A 17,923-nucleotide genomic window follows, 5' to 3' on the forward strand; every position below is an offset into this window, starting at 1 on the left:
TCTGCGCTGGTCTCAATGCGGAGTTCGGCAGCACGCAACTGCCGGGAGGATGAAATGACAAAACTCGGATTTCAACTGTATAGCGCGCGCAATTATCAACCCTTTTCGGGCGTGTTCAGGAAGCTCGCGGCCGCAGGTTATGGCGAGGTCGAAGGCTATGGCGCGCTTTACGACGACCTCGACGAGGCAGGCCTTGACCGGCTCGCCTCCGATCTCGAGGCAATCGGCCTGTCAATGCCGACCGGCCATTTCGGATTGGCCATGCTGGAAAATAACCCAGACCGCGTTCTGGAGATCGCCTCCAGGCTGAAGATGGACAGTGTGTTCTGCCCCTTCCTTTTGCCCGACCAGCGGCCCGACACGGCCGGGGGGTGGAAGGAATTCGGCGCACGGCTGGAAGCGGCCGGAAAACCCTTCCGCGACGCCGGCCTCGTCTTCGGCTGGCACAACCACAATTTCGAGTTCGAACTTCTGCCCGACGGCACGGCGCCGATGCGTCACATCATGGCCGGCGGCCCGACGCTTGCCTGGGAGGCCGATATCGCCTGGGTGATCCGCGGCGATGCCGATCCCTATTTCTGGATCGAGCTCTTCAAGGAGCGGATCACCGCCGTCCATGTGAAGGATATCGCCGAGGAAGGCGAGAACGAGGACGAGGATGGCTGGGCCGATGTCGGTTACGGCACGGTCGACTGGAAGGGCCTGATGAAGGTGCTGAAGTCGATGCCGATCAAACATTACATCGTCGAGCATGACAATCCGAACGACATCGACCGGCTGGTCGAGCGTTCGATCGCATCTTTCCAGACCTTCTGAACGAGGCAAACATGACCAAGGAACTGGGTGTCGGCATCCTCGGATGCGGCAATATTTCCGCGACCTATTTTTCGCTCGCGCCGATGTTCAAGGGGCTGAAAGTGCTGGCCTGCGCCGACATCAACGCTGCCGCGGCCAAGGCGCGGGCGGAGGAATACGGCGTCATCGCGCAAGGCGTCGACGAACTCTTCGCCAATGACGAGATCGACGTCATCGTCAATCTCACCATTCCGGCGGCGCATTACGAAATGTCGCGGCGCGCGCTGGAAGCCGGCAAGCATGTCTATTCGGAAAAGCCGCTGGTGCTCTCCGTCGACGAGGGCAAGGAACTCGGACGCCTCGCCGCAAAAAAGGGCCTCGCCGTCGGTTGCGCGCCGGATACGTTTCTCGGCGGCGCCCACCAGCGCGCCCGCAAATATATCGATGAGGGAAAGGTTGGCCGGATCACCTCCGGCACCTGCCATGTGATGAGCGCGGGCATGGAAATGTGGCATCCGAACCCGGACTTCTTCTTCCTGCCCGGGGGCGGGCCGGTGCTCGATCTCGGGCCCTACTACATCGCCAACCTCATCAACCTGATCGGACCGGTGAAACAGGTGGCGGCGCTGACCTCGATGGCGAACGAGACCCGCACCATAACCTCCGAACCGCGCAGGGGCGAAATCATTCCGGTCAAGACGCCGACCAATATCCACGCGCTTCTGGAATTCGAGAACGGCGCGACGGTCTCGCTTGCGGCAAGCTGGGATGTCTTCGCCCACCGCCATTCCCCCATGGAGCTATACGGAACGGAAGGCTCGCTCTTCGTGCCCGATCCGAACTTCTTCGGCGGAACGGTGGAGGCGGCCGGGCGCGATGGCAAGATCGGCCAGCTGGATCTCGGCGATCATCCTTTCGCCAAGCCAAACCAGGATTTCGACAAGGGCGACAAGCGCGGACGGGCGAACTACCGCACCGCCGGGCTTGCCGACATGGCCGTGGCCCTGATCGAGGGGCGGGACGCGCGATGCTCGCTCGAACGCGCCCTGCATGGCGTTGATGTCATGGCCGCGATCCTGAAATCGGGCGAGTCCGGCGCCTTCGTGCCGCTGTCGACCACCTGCTCGCAGCCGGCCGCACTCGACGCCGAGGCGGCGGCAGCGCTTCTGCGGTAACAAGGCCCGATGCGTTGCCCTCAGGCGGAGCGGCGCTGCGGCGGCGTTCCGTCCCGGTTGGCGCGGCGCGCGCCTTCCGGCGTCAGGCCGGACCACGCACGGAATGCCCGGTTGAAGGAATTCGGTTCGCTGAAGCCGAGGAGGAAAGAGATTTCCGCCGCCGGCAGTTTCGTCGTCCTCAGATAGTGCCAGGCAAGGGCCTCGCGCGTCTCCTGCAATATCTCCTGGTAGGAGGAACCTTCCGCTTCGATCCGCCTCTGCAGCGTGCGCTTGCTCAGCGAGAGCTTGGCCGCCACTGCCTCGATCGATGCGAGCCCGCTTGGCAGGCCTTCCAGCAGGGCGGCCTTCACCCGCCTGACGGTGGTCGCTCCTTCCTCCAGAACGGCGAGACGCTCGCGCAGGCCGGGCTCGAACGCTTCCCACAGGCTTTCATTCGAGGTCAGAAAGGGGCGGACGGCATCGCTTGCGGAGAAGGTCACGGCGTTGCGCGTCGCCGGCTTCATGCGTGCGCCGAGGAAGGCCTCGAAAGGTCCCGCCGGGACAGGCGATGCGGTCGTTTCGACCGCGACCGGACTGATCTGTTCGCGCGTGCCCATGCGCGCCAGCGTCACGGCAAAAAGCAGTTCGAACTGGATCATGCTTTGCGGCGGGCGGAATGGCGCATCAAGCCATGTCATCTCGACGGTCAGACCGTTGTCCGTCTCGGTCAGGTCGAGGCGCATGGGCGCAATCAGCTTCTTGTAGGCCTTGATGCGGCCGAGCGCCACGCCGAGATTCGGGCTGCACAGGGCGGCGAACAGGGGCGGCGAAAAGGACTCGGCGCGGATGGCGCGACAAAGCCTCAAGGGAAAGAGCCGGTCGTCCTGCGCGACCGCCTCCCAGAGACGATAGTAGTCCTCAGAGGCGAGCCGGACGCCGGGGTTCCGCAGAAGATCATCGGCAAGTCCGGCGCGCCTCAGAACGTCAGCGGGAACAAGGCCGAGATCCTTGAGCAGCGGACGCCAGGTGGCGTCAAGCGCATAGCCGGTCGTCATCATTATAGGCTTCATCCCTTATGGAGCGCTTCCGCTTTTCCTGGAAACGCTCCGACCCGTCAATGCATTCTGCATGATCCGGCTTCAGTTGCCCATGCCGAATTGCGCCTTGAGGCCGCCGATGAAGGTCGCGTCATCGCTTGCGGCGCGCCTCTCGAGAATGTCCACCGCATCTTCACCCGCGGCAAAGCGCAGTTGCCGCGTCTTGTCGGTCGCAGCACGGTAGACCACTTCGGCAATGGATTCGGGCGACGAGCCGTTCTCCATCATCGGACCGATGGCCTCAAGCAGCGTGTTCACCAAGGGCTGGTATTCTTCCAGCGCCGGATCATTGCTGAAGTCGAGGGAGCGGCCGGAAAAGTCGGTCCTTATGCCGCCCGGTTCCACGATCTTCACGGCAATGCCGAGGGGCTCCAGCTCGAAATGTAGTGATTCCGACAGGCCTTCCACGGCGAATTTCGTGCCGTGATAGAGCGCACCGAGCGGAAAGGTCATCCGTCCGCCAATGGAGGAGATATTGACGATCACGCCACTTTTGCGGACGCGGAAATGCGGCAGCAGCGCCTTCGTGACAGCGATGAGACCCATGACATTGACATCGAACTGCCGGCGGGCCTTTTCGAGCGGCGTCGCTTCCAGCGGGCCGAAGGCGCCGTAGCCGGCATTGTTGACCAGAACATCGATCGCTCCAAAGGCCGAAATGCCGGCCTCGACGGCGCGCTCGATCGAGGCCTGGTCCTCGACGTCGAGACGGGTGACGATCGTGCGGTCGAGCCGCATCAGTTCTTCTTCCTGCTTGGGCGCGCGCATGGTCGCGACCACGTTCCAGCCTTTGGCCTGGAACAACCGCGCCGCAGCGCGGCCGAGGCCGCTCGACGTGCCGGTGATAAGAACGGTCCTTGTCATCATGATTGCCTTTCCTGATCTCGACGGGAGATGGCAGGATAGCGGCCGGGGATCGCGACCGCATTGGCGGATGATGCCGTTCTTCAATCCGATCGCGCCAAGCTGCCTCCCCAATCTCGGCGGGCAAGGACATGGATCATTGCGGGTGAATGGATTATAGTCCGGACTGGATTTTCTCAAAGAGCGGGCGGCCTTCTGCCGCGCGCTTTCTCCCAAGAACGCCTCCTCACGCGAAGGTTCCCTCCCGGAACCGGGGCGCAACGTCGAAATCAGGATGACCATGATGAGCTGGACACCGTCCGAAACGCGCTATGACACGATGAAATATAACCGCTGCGGCAATTCCGGCCTGAAGCTGCCTGCAATCTCGCTGGGGCTCTGGCACAATTTCGGCGACGACACGCCGCGCGAGCGCAAGGTCGCGATCTGCCAGACGGCGTTTGACGCGGGCATTACCCATTTTGACCTTGCCAATAATTACGGTCCGCCGGCGGGGACCGCCGAGACGGCCTTCGGCTCGATCCTGAAGAAGGAGTTCGCCGGCCTGCGCGATGAAATGATCATCTCGTCAAAGGCCGGTTACGGCATGTGGCCGGGACCCTACGGCGAATGGGGCAGCCGCAAATACATGATCGCCTCTTGCGACCAGAGCCTGAAGCGGCTTGGCCTCGACTATGTCGACATCTTCTATTCGCACCGCTTCGATCCCGACACGCCGCTTGAGGAAACCATGCTGGCGCTCGACCATATCGTCCGTTCGGGGAGGGCGCTTTACGTGGGTATCTCGTCCTACAATTCGCAGCGCACCCGCGAGGCCTATGCGATCCTGAAGGAGTTGAAGACCCCCTTCGTCATCCACCAGCCGAGCTATTCGATGATCAACCGCTGGGTCGAGGATGACGGGCTTCTCGATACGCTGGAGGAACTGGGCCTCGGCTCGATCGTGTTCTCGCCGCTCGCCCAGGGCATGCTGACGTCCAAATATCTGAACGGCATCCCGGAAGACAGCCGCGCCGCCCAGGGCAAGTCGCTGCAGCAGGCCTTCCTCAAGGACGAGACGATCGCTCATATCCGCTCGCTGAACGCGATTGCCGAGCGGCGCGGCCAGACGCTGGCGCAGATGGCGCTCGCCTGGGTGCTGCGCAAGGGCCGGGTGACGACGGCACTGATCGGCGCGAGCCGTCCGGAACAGGTGACCGATTGCGTGGCAGCCCTCGACAATCCCGATTTCACCGATGCCGAACTGGCCGAGATCGACACCTACGCGCTCGACGCCAATATCAACATCTGGGCGAAATCGGCCGAGCGCAAAGGCCCCGAACGGAAGAAATAAAAACGCCTGCGGGTGGCAGCTACGACACCCGCAGGCCACTTCTCCCGGCCATCATGCGCGTGCCCGGGGGAAGTCTTCATGGCGCTTATTCGGCCACAAAGCAGTCGGTCAGATTGCCGGCGAGGTTTTCCAGCAGGACGAAGTAAAGATCCGGCCCGTCTTCAAGGCCGGCCCCGAGCGGATCGAGCACGCCGGTGCGGGCATCGGTTCCCTCGATCACGGCGTCGATGATCTTTGGCGGGAATTGCGGTTCGGAGAAGACGCAGGCCGCCCCCAGTTCCGTCAGCTTGTCGTGGATTTCGCGAATGCGCTGGGCGCTCGGCGGCGCTTCCGGATTGACGGTGATCGAACCCGCCGCCTCGACGTCGAAGCGATGGCCGAAATAGTGGTAGGCATCGTGGAAGACGACATAGGGTTCTTTCGAAACGCTGTCGATCTGGGCCTGAATGCCGGCCGCCAGATCATCGAGCCTTGCCTCAAGCTTTTCCGCATTGTCGGCATAGATCGCCGCATTGGCCTGGTCGTTTTCGGCAAGCGTTTGCGCCATTGCGGCCGCGAAGGCCTTCGCGTTGAAGGGATCAAGCCACATATGCGGGTCGACTTCGCCGTCGTGGTGGTGGTCGGCTTCCGCGTGCTCGTGCTCGGCGTCAGCATGTTCATCGTGATCATGATCAGCGTGCGCATCATGGTCCTGGTCCGCGTCGTGGTCGTCATGAACATCGCCTTCATGATCGTGGTCATGCGCGTCGAAGGCGCCGCCCGCGCGCGGTTCGAGCGTCTCGACTCCGGGCGCGTCTTCAAGCTCCACGACCTTGGCATTGCCGCCGAGCGCCTCAAGCGGCTTGTCGAGGAAATGCTCGAGCGCCGGTCCGATCCAGAACACGACATCGGCCTGCTGCAGCGCCCGCGCCTCTGACGGAGCCATGCTGTAGGTGTGCGGCGAGGCCGCGCCCTTGACCAGAAGCGTCGTCTCGGTCTCGGTTCCCGCCGTGATCGCCGTTGCCAGGGAATAGAGCGGCTTGATCGACGTGACCACCTTGAGATTGTCATCTGCGACGGCGGCGCCGGCGGCCGAAACGGCGACCGTTGTCAGGAGAAGCGTACGAAGGGAATTCATCAGGACCTCACTTGCATGGCAATGTAATGTTATTACATTAATTGCGTAATGCTATAACGTATGTCATAGAGCGCCGCAAGACGGAGTTTTCAGAAATTGACCAAGACCAAGGATGAAGCCGGGCTGCTGGTTTCGCTGCAGGATGCCGGGATCAGGCGCGAGGGGCGTTTTCTCGTGCGCGGCGTGCGTTTCGAGGTGCGACGCGGCGAGATCGTCACCCTGATCGGACCGAACGGCGCCGGCAAGTCGACCAGCGCGAAAATGGCGATCGGCGTGTTCGAGCCGGACGAGGGCAGGGTGTGGCGCGCGTCCCGCCTGAAGATCGGCTATGTGCCGCAGAAGCTCAACATCGATCACTCGCTGCCGCTGACCGTCCGCCGGCTGATGACGGTCACGGGATCGCTGTCGCGCGCGGAGATATCCGCTGCGCTGGAGGCGGTCGGGCTTTCGCATATGGAAGAGGCGAACGTTCAGACCCTTTCGGGCGGCGAATTCCAGCGGGCGCTTCTGGCCCGGGCGATTGCCCGCAAGCCGGACCTGCTGGTGCTCGACGAGCCGGTGCAGGGGGTCGATTATTCCGGCGAGATCGCGCTTTACGAGCTGATCTCGAAGATCCGCGACCGCCAGGGCTGCGGCGTGCTGATGATCTCCCACGACCTGCATGTGGTGATGGCGCAGACCGATATTGTGGTTTGCCTCAATGGCCATGTCTGCTGCACGGGAACGCCGGAGGATGTCAGCGGCAGCGAGGCCTATCAGGCGCTCTTCGGCGCGCGGGCGTCAGGCGCGCTTGCGCTCTACCGCCACCATCACGACCACACCCATATGCCGGACGGGCGCGTGCGCCATGCCGATGGCACGGTCACCGATCACTGCCATCCCCATGACGGGCACCATACGCATGCTGACGGGGAGAAATCCCATGCTTGACGATTTCTTCACCCGCGCGCTGATCGCCGGCATTGGCGTCGCCTTGATGGCAGGTCCGCTCGGCTGTTTCATCATCTGGCGCAAGATGGCCTATTTCGGCGACACCATGGCCCATTCCGCGCTGCTGGGCGTGGCCTTGTCGCTGCTCTTTGCTGTCAACCTCACGCTTAGCGTTTTCGTCGTTGCCACCGCGATCTCGATACTTCTGATTTTGCTGGAGCGGCGGCGCGCGCTTTCGACCGACAGCCTGCTCGGCATTCTCGCCCATTCGACGCTTGCCATCGGGCTGGTGATCGTTTCCTTCCTCACCTGGGTCCGGGTTGATCTCATCAGCTTTCTGTTCGGCGACATCCTCTCCGTCACCCGAACCGACATCGCCATCGTCTGGCTCGGCGGCCTCGTCGTCGTCGGCGCGATCGTGGCGCTCTGGCGGCCGCTTCTGGCCGCAACCGTCTCGCCGGAGATCGCGCAGGCGGAAGGACTGAGGCCGGAAACCGCGCGTTTCGTCTTCATGCTGCTGATGGCGCTGGTAATCGCGATCGCCATGAAGATCGTCGGCATCATGCTGATCACCTCGCTGCTGATCGTGCCGGCGGCGACCGCGCGGCGCTTTGCGAAGACGCCGGAGGCCATGGCGGTGATCGCCTCGCTGATCGGCGCGGTTTCCGTGGTGATGGGCCTTTATGCCTCTCTCTACTATGATACGCCCTCGGGGCCGTCGATCGTCGTTGCCGCCATGCTGCTCTTCGTTGCCGGCATGGTTCCGCTTGCCGCCCGACGCGCATGAAGGAGGTTTTCTGATGACCATTGCCGCGCGCAAACTGACCCGCAACCAGACGCTCGTCTTCGATTGCCTTGCGGAAAGCGAAGGCCCGATGAGCGCCTACACCATCCTCGATCGCCTGCGGGACCATGGTTTCAAGGCCCCGCTTCAGGTCTACCGCGCGCTCGACAAACTGACCGAAGCCGGCATGGTGCACAGGCTCGAAAGCATGAACGCCTATGTCGCCTGCGCCCATCCAGACGAGGATTGCAGCCATCACGGCATGACCGCCTTTGCCATCTGTGAAGGGTGCGGCGCCGTCATCGAGTTTCACGCGCACGAGATCGAGCATGCGCTGGCCGCACTGGCCGAAGGCCGGAAGTTCAAGCCGGAACGGATGACGGTTGAGATGCGCGGCCTGTGCGAGGACTGCCGGCGCTAGCGCATCGGCTCGAAAATCGGAATCGATTTTCAATAGGAACGATACGTAAATTCAATAAGTTAGAGCGCGGGTCGGTTCGTCTTTCTCAGGAGGCCTTCTGCTCGGCGGCGCTGCCATTGACCACTGCCGCCGCGGCCGACTGCCGGTGATCTTCGCCCGGTCTGTCGACTGATGTCAGGTTGCGTCCGCCCTGTTTGGCTGCGTAGAGCGCACGGTCAGCCCGGATCAGCAGGCTGCGCGGCTCGTGCCTGGTGTTTGCCGGCCGTTCCGTCGCAACCCCGATCGAGACCGAGAGCCGCTTCAGCGGGCTTGTCGCATGCAGGATGTCGAGCCCGGCAATGGCCTCGTGGATCCGCCTGGCCATGGCAAGCCCGTCATCTTCCTCGCAGTTCGGCAGCACCAGCGCAAACTCCTCGCCGCCGAAACGCGCGGGCAGATCGCTTTCCGCCCGCGTGCTGGCCTTGAGCGCCCTGGCAACCTGCTTGAGGCATTCATCGCCGGCCGGATGGCCGTAGGTATCGTTGTAGCCCTTGAAGTGATCGATATCGATCATCAGCAGGGTGAGCGGCTCGTCGTTGAACCTGGCCTCCTGCCAGCTCTGCCGGAGGAACTCATCGAACAGCCGCCGGTTGGCCAGATCGGTCAGGGCATCGGTGTTGGAGATATGGTCGAGCGAGCGATATTCGCTCAACAGTGCCTCGCCGCGCAGTTTCTCACGCAGGTAAAGCAGGAATATTTTCCGCTCGATGGTCTCGATCCGCACATTGGCAAGCATTGTCATGACGGTCGTCGCCAGAAGGAAGATCAAGGGGGATGCTTTTTCATCCGGCACGAGCGTCGGCAGCGGCAGAATGAAATAGATGGCGATGGCGAAGTTGATCGCCGAGGCAAGCAATGCCTGCGGTGGGCGCAGGGGCAGGGCGATGTTGGCGATGACGGCGACGAGGATGAAGATGTAGGGTTCATACTGCACGATCGGATTGCCGACCGTGGTCAGCATCAGTCCGGCCCCGAGCGAGGCAACGGAAATGCCGAGGATCGACATCAGCCCCGGAAGGCGCGTGTCGCGCCGGAACGCGATCACGACTGACAGCGCTGCCATGAGGGAGCCGATTACGCCGGCGCGGATGATGGTGAGCGTGACGATCAGCTCCGGCCGGTAGATCAGATCGACGGCGACGAAGGCGAACAGGAAGCCGATTCCCACCAGGGCGGCGCGGACGATCTGGCGATGCCGGCTGGCGTGGATATGGGCATTGAACCGCTCTTCGAGCTCCGGCGGAAAGGCCAGCACCCAGCCAGTGCGCGCAAGCTGCCTGCCAATCAGGTCGTCAAGCGCCTGATCGCGTTTCGGCAGGGTGATGAACGGCGAAGGGTTCATCTGTCCGAACCGGTATCGATGACCTTGAGCTCGCGGCTGAAGCGTTTCCAGTTTTCCTGGTAGCTTGCCGCCGAATGGCGCAGCCCTTCGATCGCGGCCGCGTCGAGCGTGCGCACGGCCTTGGCGGGAGCGCCGACGATCAGGCTGTTGTCGGGAAAACTCTTGCCTTCCGTCACCAGCGCATTGGCGCCGACGAGTGAATTCCTGCCGATGACGGCGCCGTTGAGGATGGTCGCGCCCATTCCGACAAGGCTGTTGTCGCCGATCGTGCAGCCATGGATGATGGCGTGATGGCCGATGGTGCAGCCTTCACCGATGGTCGCGGGCGAACCCATATCGGTGTGGATCATCACGCCGTCCTGGACATTGCTGCCGGCGCCGATGGTGATCGGCTCGTTGTCGCCGCGCAGCACGGCCGAGAACCATATCCCCACATCATCGCCAATGATGACATTGCCGATCACGGCGGCATCGGGCGCGATCCAGAAGGCGCCTTGCGCGGGCAGTGTCGGTCGGCGGTCGCCGAGCGCGTAAATCGTCAATTTCCGTCCTCCTGAGAAACGTCAGAGTATATCAGATCACGTCGAATGCAAGTTTCGCGACAGTCTCGATCGCGCAGGAAATGTGGTCGCCGCGCGACACCGGGCCAACGCCGGACGGCGTTCCCGTCAGGATGACGTCGCCGGGCGCGAGCGTGACGTAGCGGGAGAGTTCGGCGATGATTTCCGGCACTTTCCAGATCATCTGGTTGAGGTCGCCGCGCTGGACTTCCGCGCCGTTGCGCGAGAGCGTGATCGCGCCTTCTTCCCGGTGGCCGATGTCTGCGGCGCGTGCGATTTCGGAAACGGGCGCAGAATGTTCGAAGGCCTTCGCCATCTCCCAGGGACGGCTTTTTGTCTTGGCCTCGTCCTGAATATCGCGCCGGGTGAAATCCACCGCGACGCCGTAGCCGTAGACGCAGCCGAGAGCATTGTCGAGGGCGATATCGGCGCCGCCGGACTGGAGCGCCACATAGCATTCGACTTCGTGGTGAACATTGGCGGACAGGCTCGGATAGGGAAAGGAAAGGCCCGGAAGAAGCAGGTTGTCGGGGTTTTTCTGGAAGAAGAACGGCGCCTCGCGGTCAGGGTTGTGTCCCATTTCCACCGCGTGGGCAGCGTAATTGCGCCCCACACAATAGACGCGTCGAACCGGAAACCGCTCCTCGATACCGATAACGGGGAGCAGTTTCGCGGGCGGCGGAGGAAATACGGCTGCTGACATTGCCGGCGTCTCTTTCTGCTGTCTGCTGCGGAAGGTGGAGTTTTGGGCCATTCGGCCGGGCCAATCAAGCCAACCCTGGGCGCAAATGACGATTGAACAGGGGACGGTTAGCCTGTGTGGACATTTTTTGCTTGTGATGAACTGGGCATTAACCTTAACAACGCCCCAACTGCGTGATGCGTTTCCCCCGAAATGTCGAAGACCGAATGCCGTGGCGCTCAGAGGCGTTTGCGGCGGGGGCTCCACCCGTCGTTCTTGCCGAAGAATGGGAAAGGGCGAAAACGTCCGAACGAGGAACAGTGACTGATGATAGAGAGTTTCGGAATTCTCGCGAGCATGCTGGAGAAGGTGGGACTGGCCGCGCTGGTCATCCTGTCCTATCGCGCCATCCTGCGTTCGCGCTGGCCGGATCTCTGGGCGGGGCCGGCGATCGGCGTTCTGTTCAGCCTCGGCGCGGCGATCACGATGATCGATCCGCTTGTGATTGGACCCGGCATCGTCGTCGACATCCGCGTGGTGATGGTGGGCCTTGCCGCGCTTTTCGGCGGCCTCTGGGCGGCGCTGATCGCCTGCGTGGTTGCCGTCGCGGTAAGGATTTTTATCGGCGGCGCGGGTGTGCTGCCGGGAACGGTCAGTATCGTCGTGGCGGCGCTCATAGCGCTCGCCTTCGTGCGCATTCGAGGCAGCCGGCGCGATCTCGGCAACCTTGCGCTCCTTGGGCTTGCCATTTCTCTCAGCCTGTCGAGTGTCCTTTTGATGCCGTTCGATTTCGTCGTCAACACGGCGGCAAAGTCGCTTCCGGCGCTCATCGTCAGGAATGTGCTCGGCACGATGATCCTCGGCTATCTTCTGGCGATGGAGGAACGGCGGGAAGCCGAGCACAAGACCTTCAAGCAACTGGCCGAGCGCGACGCGCTGACCGGCCTTTCCAACCGGCGCGCGCTGGAAGTGCTTGAGCGGCGCAATCCCAACCAGGAGACGCCCGAGCTCTTCTGCGTCATCATGTTCGACCTCGATCACTTCAAGACCGTGAATGACACGCATGGCCACAGTTGCGGCGATGTCGTGCTGGCGCGGTTTGCCGAGATCATTTCCCGGCGCATACGCGGAAGCGATCTGGTGGTGCGCTACGGCGGCGAGGAATTCTGCGTGATCCTCAATGACGCCCTCTTGAGCAATGCCGCGCGCATTGCGGAAGACATCAGGGGCCAGCTTGCCGCAGAAGACTTTGCCAATGGTGTCACCGTGACGGTCAGCGCCGGTGTTGCCCAATCTTCCGAAAATGAGCCCTCGGTCTATACCGTGATCAAGAACGCGGACAAGGCGCTGTACGAGGCCAAACGCAATGGCCGCAACCGCGTGGAAATTCACACGGAATAGGCTGCCTCGCCGTAGTCTTCGAGACGAGACAGCGCTATTGAAAAAAAGCCCCGCGTCGGCGGGGCTTTTCGGTTCATCAGACTGGCAAAGCCTGTTTTCAGGCCGCGCCGCTGCCCCAGGGGCCGTGGTGGATGTCGAGGCCGTCGAGACGGTCGAAACCATGTGCGCCGAAGAAGTCGCGCTGTGCCTGGATCAAGTTGGCGGTGCCGCGCGACTGGCGGTAGGCATCGAAATAGGTCAGCGCCGAGGCAAGGCCCGGAACCGGCAGGCCTGCCGAGGTGGCGGCGGCGACGATGCGGCGCAGCGACGGCAGGCACTCGTTGACCATGGCGGCAAAGGCCGGGGTGACGATCAGGTTGGCGACATCCGGCGTTTCGGAGAAGGCCTTGGTGATCTCGTCGAGGAACTGCGAACGGATGATGCAGCCGGCGCGCCAGATCCGGGCGATTTCCGGCATGGGCAGGTTCCAGCCATACTGCTCGGATGCCGAGGCCATGACGTCGAAGCCCTGCGCGTAAGCCGCGATCTTGGCGGCGAAAAGCGCCAGTTCCAGGTCGCGGTTGAGCCAGGGACCCGGCGGAATCTTGAATTCCAGCTCTTCCTTGTTGAACATTGGCTCGGCGGCCTTGCGTTCATCGCGCATGGAGGAGAGGCAACGGGCGGCAACGGCCGCCTCGATCACGGTCGCCGGCACGGCAAGCTGCTGCGCCTCGATCGCCGACCAGCGGCCGGTGCCCTTCTGGCCGGCGGCATCGACGATGATGTCGGGCATGGCCTTGCCGGTTTCCGGATCGGTCGCCGTCAGCACCTTGGCGGTGATCTCGATCAGGAAGGAGTTCAGGCGGCCATTGTTCCATTCGCTGAAGACATGGGCGATTTCCGAGGCGCTCATGCCGACGCCGTCGCGCAGGATGCCGTAGATTTCGGCGATCATCTGCATGTCGGCATATTCGATGCCGTTATGGATGGTCTTGACGAAGTGGCCGGCGCCGTCCGGGCCGAGCCAGGCGCAGCAGGGATCGTCGGCATATTTCGCCGAGATCGAGGTCAGCACCTTCTCAACGCGGGCATAGCTGTCTTCCGTGCCGCCGACCATGATCGAGGGACCGTGCCGCGCGCCTTCCTCGCCGCCGGAAACGCCCATGCCGATAAAGGTCAGGCCGGTGCCTTCCAGCTCCTGGAAGCGGCGGCGGGTATCGTGGAAATTGGCATTGCCGGCATCGATGATGATGTCGCCATTGCCGAGATAGGGGCGCAGCTTCTCGATCTCCTGATCAACCGGATCGCCGGCCTTGATCATGATGATGATCGGACGCGGCGGACGGATGGCCGCCACGAACTCCGAAAGCGTTTCTGTCGGAACGATGTTCTTCTGAAGGTCGCCCGCGCCGGCGTAAAACGCGCGCGTCTTGTCGACCGTGCGGTTATAGACGGCGATTCTGTTGCCTTTTTCAGCAATGTTCAGGGCGAGGTTGGAGCCCATGACACCCAGACCAATCAGGCCGATTTCTGCTTTTTCCACGACATCACCTCTCGTGTTTGATGGTGACCTTTTGTGGCATCGCAACAGACAAACGGCAAGGCCGCGAGGCACGGAACCGTCTATTTTCAGGAAGATGACCGAAAGTTTAGTGAAACTGACACACTATCGCGGGCCGGAAACGGCCTCTGCGGGCGGGCGGAGTTCAATCGGTTTGAGGCCGTAGTCCGGCAAAATCGAAGAGCTTCGGATCGAGGAGATGCGAGGGATTGGCGTTGCAGAGCGCCCGCAGCATCACCTCCTTGCGGCCGGGCATGCGCGTCTCCATGTCGGCCAGCATCTTTTTCATGGCGTTGCGTTCCAACCCGTCCTGCGAGCCGCAGAGGTCGCAGGGGATGATGGGAAAGCGCATGGCCTCGGCAAAGCGCGCCAGATCGTCCTCGGCCGCATAGGCAAGCGGGCGCAGCAGCGTCAGGTCGCCGTCATCGTTCAGGAGCTTCGCCGGCATGGTGGCAAGCCGGCCGCCGTGGAAGAGATTCATGAAGAAGGTCTCGAGAATATCCTCGCGGTGGTGGCCGAGCACCAGCGCGTCGCAGCCTTCCTCGCGGGCGATCCGGTAGAGATGGCCGCGCCGGAGCCTGGAGCACAGCGAGCAGTAGGTGGAGCCCGGCGCAAGCTTGTCGGTGACGATCGAATAGGTGTCCTTGTACTCGATCCGGTATCTGATCCCGAGGCTTTCGAGATAATCTGGAAGGACATGTTTGGGAAAGTTCGGCTGGCCCTGATCGAGATTGCAGGCGACCAGTTCGACCGGCAGCAGGCCGCGCCATTTGAGTTCCATCAGCACGGCGAGAAGTCCGTAGCTATCCTTGCCGCCGGAAAGCGCAACGAGCCAGCGCTTTTGGCCCTCAAGCATGGCGAAATCGGAGATCGCCTGGCGCACCTGACGCAACAGCCGCTTGCGCAGCCGCTGAAAGCTGACGGAGGAGGGCGCATCGGCAAACAGCGCGCGGAAGGCACTGTCTTCCGGCGTGGTCTCGTCGAGGGTTTCTGCGTCGCTCATGGTGTCGTGTCTTTCATTCAGCATTTGCATTGCCGTTCCGCTCAGGTGCCGAACACCGACCAGCCGGTGCGCGCGGCCAGCATTTCCAGCGCAATGCTGCCAAGCAGGGAATTGCCGGTCTCGTCAAGCCCAGGCGACCAGACGGCGATCGAGGCCCTGCCGGGGGCAACGGCGAGAATGCCGCCGCCGACGCCTGATTTCCCTGGCAAGCCGACGCGGAAGGCAAAATCGCCGGAGCCGTCATAATGGCCGCAGGTCAGCATGATCGCGTTGATCCGTCGCGCCCGCCTGGGCGAGACGACGGAAAAGCCCGTCAGCGGATTGGTGCCGCGATTGGCCAGGAACAGGCCCGCATGGGATAGCTGGACGCAGTTCATGGCCAGCGCGCACTGGTGGAAATAGACGCCGAGCACATGGTCGACGGGGTGTTCGAGATTGTCGAAGCCGCGCATGAAATTGGCGAGCGCGAAATTGCGGTAGCCGGTGCGCTGCTCGGAGCGGGCAACCGGCTCATCAATATAGAGGCTGTCGTCATTGGCGACATAATGCATGAAACGCAGGAATTCGCCGATCGCCTCGCGCGGGCGGTGGCCGGCCAGCACAATGTCGGTGACGACAATGGCGCCGGCATTGATGAAGGGGTTGCGAGGAATGCCGTGCTCATGCTCGAGTTGGACGATGGAGTTGAAGGCGGACCCCGAGGGCTCCCGGCCGACACGCCGCCAGATCGTCTCGCCGACCTTGCCGAGCGCCAGCGTCAGCATGAACACCTTGGAAATGCTCTGCACCGAGAAGGCGGTCTCCGCGTCACCGGCGCGATAGGTCTTGCCGTCGACGGTGGTGATCGCGATGCCGAGCTGCTTGGGATCCACCTTGGCGAGTTCGGGAATATAGTCGGCCACCTTGCCCTCGCCGAGCCTGGGGCTGAGATCCCTCACAATATCATCGGCAATGGCCTGAAGGTCCATGGTCTTTCCCCTGGAATTTGATGCCTATACTAACCGCAACCTGCACCAGACAAAAGAAAAGCCGCCCCGGAGGAGCGGCTTTTCGAAATGCAATCCGCGTGAGAGAAATCAGCGCGAATAGAACTCGACGACGAGGTTCGGTTCCATGATGACCGGGTAGGGGATATCGGCGAGAGCCGGAACCCGTACGTAGGTCGCAACCATCTTGGAATGATCGGCGTCGATATATTCCGGAACATCGCGCTCGGCGAGCTGGGTTGCCTCGAGAACGCTGGCGAGCTGCTTGGAGCGCTCGCGAACCTCGATGACGTCGCCCGGCTGGCAGCGGTAGGACCCGATATTGACCTTGGTGCCGTTGACCGTGACGTGGCCGTGGTTGACGAACTGACGGGCAGCAAAGACCGTAGGAACGAACTTGGCGCGGTAGACGATCGCGTCGAGGCGGCTTTCCAGGAGGCCGACCAGGTTTTCACCGGTGTCGCCCTTGCGGCGGTTGGCTTCCTCGAAGATGGCCAGGAACTGCTTTTCGCGCAGTTCGCCGTAGTAGCCCTTCAGCTTCTGCTTGGCGCGCAGCTGCACGCCGAAGTCGGAAAGCTTGCCCTTGCGGCGCTGGCCGTGCTGGCCGGGGCCGTATTCGCGGCGGTTGACCGGGGACTTCGGACGGCCCCAGATATTCTCGCCCATACGGCGGTCAATTTTATGCTTGGACGATTCGCGCTTGCTCATCGTATTTCCTTTAAGTCATAACAAAAGAACCGGCTTGGCCGGCTCCAAGGAAACACGCCCTCCTTTGGTTCCTCCCGAGGGAAGATCCTGACAGGTTTTCGCGGAAAAAAGCGCCCGGAAAACCACGGGACATGTCGGTGAAACATCGGCCAAAGGCCGTTGTTGGCGCGGGGATAGTCGGGTTTCTTGAAAATGTCAACGACAAAGCGCGGCGCTTTGGCCCTCCGGCCATGGACTTTGCGGGCTCGGGCGTGATTTAACCGGTGTCAGTTTATGCCAAAGGGATTTCAGCAGATGAATTTGACTTCCGAAACGCTCGACGCCATCGCCGGGCTGATGCGCGACGCCGCAAAGCAGGAGATCCTGCCGCGCTTTCGCAAGCTGGGCGATGAGGATGTGGCGGAAAAAACCGAAGCCAGCGATCTCGTCACAATTGCCGATACCGGCGCGGAACGGGTGATCAAGGCCGGTATCGAGAAGATCCTGCCCGAAGCCTTCTTCATCGGAGAGGAGGGCGTCGCCGCCGATCCGTCGCTGCTTGCCAAACTGAAGGATGCCGAGATGGCCGTTGTCGTCGACCCGATCGACGGCACGTTCAACTTCGCCCACGGCATTTCTGCTTATGGCGTCATGGTCGCGGTCGTCTCCAGGGGCGAGACGGTGGCCGGGCTGATCTATGATCCGATGGGCGACGACTTCATGATCGCGGAAAAGGGCGGCGGCACATGGCTGAAGCGCGCCGACGGTTCGTCCAGCAAGATGAAGGTTGCCGCTCCCGTCGCGCTTCCGGAAATGCTGGGCACGGCCTCGGTTGCCTTCATGCCGAACGAAAAGCGGGCCAAGCTGATGGCGAACACCGTGAAGCTGCGCTTTGCCGCAAGCTATCGCTGTGCTGCGGTGGAATACCGCGCCTTCGCCGCCGGCGGCCTGCATTTCATCACCTATTTCAAGCTGATGCCCTGGGACCATCTGGCCGGCGTGCTGATCGGCCAGGAGGCCGGCGGCTATATCGCCCGCTATGACGGCTCGCCCTACCGCCCCGACCACCTCGACGGTGGCATTCTCGGCGCGCCGGACGAGGAGAGCTGGCGAGAGCTGCGGGAAAAGGTCTTCACGCTGTAGACCTGCTTTTCCGCAACACGAAAAGGCGCCCTCACGGCGCCTAGT

18 protein-coding genes are annotated in these 17,923 nt (G+C 62.4%); 8 read left to right on the forward strand and 10 right to left on the reverse strand.

Translation table 11 applies throughout. From position 1 onward, the window contains the following. Positions 1-54 precede the first annotated feature (54 nt). Both FF124_RS10560 and FF124_RS10565 read left to right on the forward strand, forming a co-directional pair. A complete protein-coding gene (locus FF124_RS10560; protein ID WP_138748446.1) occupies positions 55-816 on the forward strand; it encodes a sugar phosphate isomerase/epimerase family protein in 762 nt (253 codons plus the stop codon). Positions 817-827: 11 nt separating this feature from the next. Beyond that, entirely contained in the window at positions 828-1,970 is a 1,143-nt protein-coding gene (locus FF124_RS10565; protein ID WP_138748447.1) for a Gfo/Idh/MocA family protein, read from the forward strand. A 20-nt stretch (positions 1,971-1,990) separates the two neighbouring features. On the opposite strand, the gene FF124_RS10570 is transcribed toward FF124_RS10565, so the two are convergent. Further along, positions 1,991-3,007 carry an AraC family transcriptional regulator gene (locus tag FF124_RS10570; protein WP_138748448.1) on the reverse strand — a complete coding sequence of 339 codons (1,017 nt, stop codon included), beginning with the start codon at positions 3,005-3,007 and terminating at the stop codon, positions 1,991-1,993. Positions 3,008-3,088: 81 nt separating this feature from the next. After that, positions 3,089-3,913, reverse strand: a complete 825-nt coding sequence (locus tag FF124_RS10575; protein ID WP_246072357.1) for an SDR family oxidoreductase — start codon at positions 3,911-3,913, stop codon at positions 3,089-3,091. 280 nt (positions 3,914-4,193) lie between these two features. On the opposite strand from FF124_RS10575, the gene mgrA reads away from it, so the two are divergent. After that, entirely contained in the window at positions 4,194-5,243 is a 1,050-nt protein-coding gene (gene mgrA, locus FF124_RS10580; protein ID WP_138748449.1) for an L-glyceraldehyde 3-phosphate reductase, read from the forward strand. An 85-nt stretch (positions 5,244-5,328) separates the two neighbouring features. Here mgrA and FF124_RS10585 read toward each other — a convergent pair whose 3' ends face one another. Beyond that, positions 5,329-6,360 (reverse strand): zinc ABC transporter substrate-binding protein, encoded by a 1,032-nt coding sequence (locus FF124_RS10585; protein WP_138748450.1) that lies wholly within the window; start codon positions 6,358-6,360, stop codon positions 5,329-5,331. Between the two features lie 96 nt (positions 6,361-6,456). Here FF124_RS10585 and FF124_RS10590 point away from each other — a divergent pair, with 96 nt between their 5' ends. The 3 genes from FF124_RS10590 to FF124_RS10600 are packed head-to-tail and all read left to right on the forward strand — an operon-like array spanning position 6,457 to position 8,495. After that, positions 6,457-7,290 (forward strand): ATP-binding cassette domain-containing protein, encoded by an 834-nt coding sequence (locus FF124_RS10590; protein ID WP_138748451.1) that lies wholly within the window; start codon positions 6,457-6,459, stop codon positions 7,288-7,290. Beyond that, positions 7,283-8,077 carry a metal ABC transporter permease gene (locus FF124_RS10595; protein ID WP_138748452.1) on the forward strand — a complete coding sequence of 265 codons (795 nt, stop codon included), beginning with the start codon at positions 7,283-7,285 and terminating at the stop codon, positions 8,075-8,077. The genes FF124_RS10590 and FF124_RS10595 overlap by 8 nt, the downstream gene beginning before the upstream one ends. A gap of 13 nt (positions 8,078-8,090) precedes the next feature. Beyond that, the gene (locus FF124_RS10600) at positions 8,091-8,495 is read left to right on the forward strand and encodes a Fur family transcriptional regulator (RefSeq protein WP_210237459.1); all 405 of its coding nucleotides are present in this window, start codon (positions 8,091-8,093) and stop codon (positions 8,493-8,495) included. Positions 8,496-8,580: 85 nt separating this feature from the next. Here the strand turns inward: FF124_RS10600 and FF124_RS10605 are convergent, their stop codons facing one another. From FF124_RS10605 to FF124_RS10615, 3 genes are read right to left on the reverse strand one after another with little or no spacing between them, the layout of a single operon-like run. After that, positions 8,581-9,876, reverse strand: a complete 1,296-nt coding sequence (locus FF124_RS10605) for a GGDEF domain-containing protein (RefSeq protein ID WP_138748453.1) — start codon at positions 9,874-9,876, stop codon at positions 8,581-8,583. Next, on the reverse strand, positions 9,873-10,418 hold the full coding sequence (locus FF124_RS10610; RefSeq protein ID WP_138748454.1) for a gamma carbonic anhydrase family protein: 546 nt from the start codon (positions 10,416-10,418) through the stop codon (positions 9,873-9,875). The genes FF124_RS10605 and FF124_RS10610 overlap by 4 nt, the downstream gene beginning before the upstream one ends. 31 nt (positions 10,419-10,449) lie before the next feature. Then, positions 10,450-11,139, reverse strand: a complete 690-nt coding sequence (locus FF124_RS10615; RefSeq protein WP_138748455.1) for a fumarylacetoacetate hydrolase family protein — start codon at positions 11,137-11,139, stop codon at positions 10,450-10,452. Between the two features lie 306 nt (positions 11,140-11,445). Between FF124_RS10615 and FF124_RS10620 the strand changes: the two genes are divergently transcribed. Further along, entirely contained in the window at positions 11,446-12,519 is a 1,074-nt protein-coding gene (locus tag FF124_RS10620) for a GGDEF domain-containing protein (protein ID WP_138748456.1), read from the forward strand. A 97-nt stretch (positions 12,520-12,616) separates the two neighbouring features. Here FF124_RS10620 and gndA read toward each other — a convergent pair whose 3' ends face one another. From gndA to rpsD, 4 genes are all read right to left on the reverse strand, one after another. After that, positions 12,617-14,041 (reverse strand): NADP-dependent phosphogluconate dehydrogenase, encoded by a 1,425-nt coding sequence (gndA, locus tag FF124_RS10625; RefSeq protein WP_138748457.1) that lies wholly within the window; start codon positions 14,039-14,041, stop codon positions 12,617-12,619. Positions 14,042-14,204: 163 nt separating this feature from the next. Beyond that, positions 14,205-15,062, reverse strand: coding sequence for a tRNA 2-thiocytidine(32) synthetase TtcA (ttcA, locus tag FF124_RS10630; protein WP_138748458.1), 858 nt, complete (start codon positions 15,060-15,062; stop codon positions 14,205-14,207). A gap of 41 nt (positions 15,063-15,103) precedes the next feature. Further along, positions 15,104-16,030, reverse strand: a complete 927-nt coding sequence (locus FF124_RS10635; protein WP_138748459.1) for a glutaminase — start codon at positions 16,028-16,030, stop codon at positions 15,104-15,106. 108 nt (positions 16,031-16,138) lie between these two features. Next, on the reverse strand, positions 16,139-16,756 hold the full coding sequence (gene rpsD, locus FF124_RS10640) for a 30S ribosomal protein S4 (RefSeq protein WP_138748460.1): 618 nt from the start codon (positions 16,754-16,756) through the stop codon (positions 16,139-16,141). 294 nt (positions 16,757-17,050) lie between these two features. On the opposite strand from rpsD, the gene FF124_RS10645 reads away from it, so the two are divergent. Further along, positions 17,051-17,878, forward strand: a complete 828-nt coding sequence (locus tag FF124_RS10645) for an inositol monophosphatase family protein (RefSeq protein WP_138748461.1) — start codon at positions 17,051-17,053, stop codon at positions 17,876-17,878. The last annotated feature ends 45 nt before the right edge of the window (positions 17,879-17,923 follow it).

The sequence above is a fragment of the Martelella lutilitoris genome (assembly GCF_005924265.1).
In the GTDB taxonomy this organism is placed as follows: Bacteria; Pseudomonadota; Alphaproteobacteria; order Rhizobiales; family Rhizobiaceae; genus Martelella; species Martelella lutilitoris.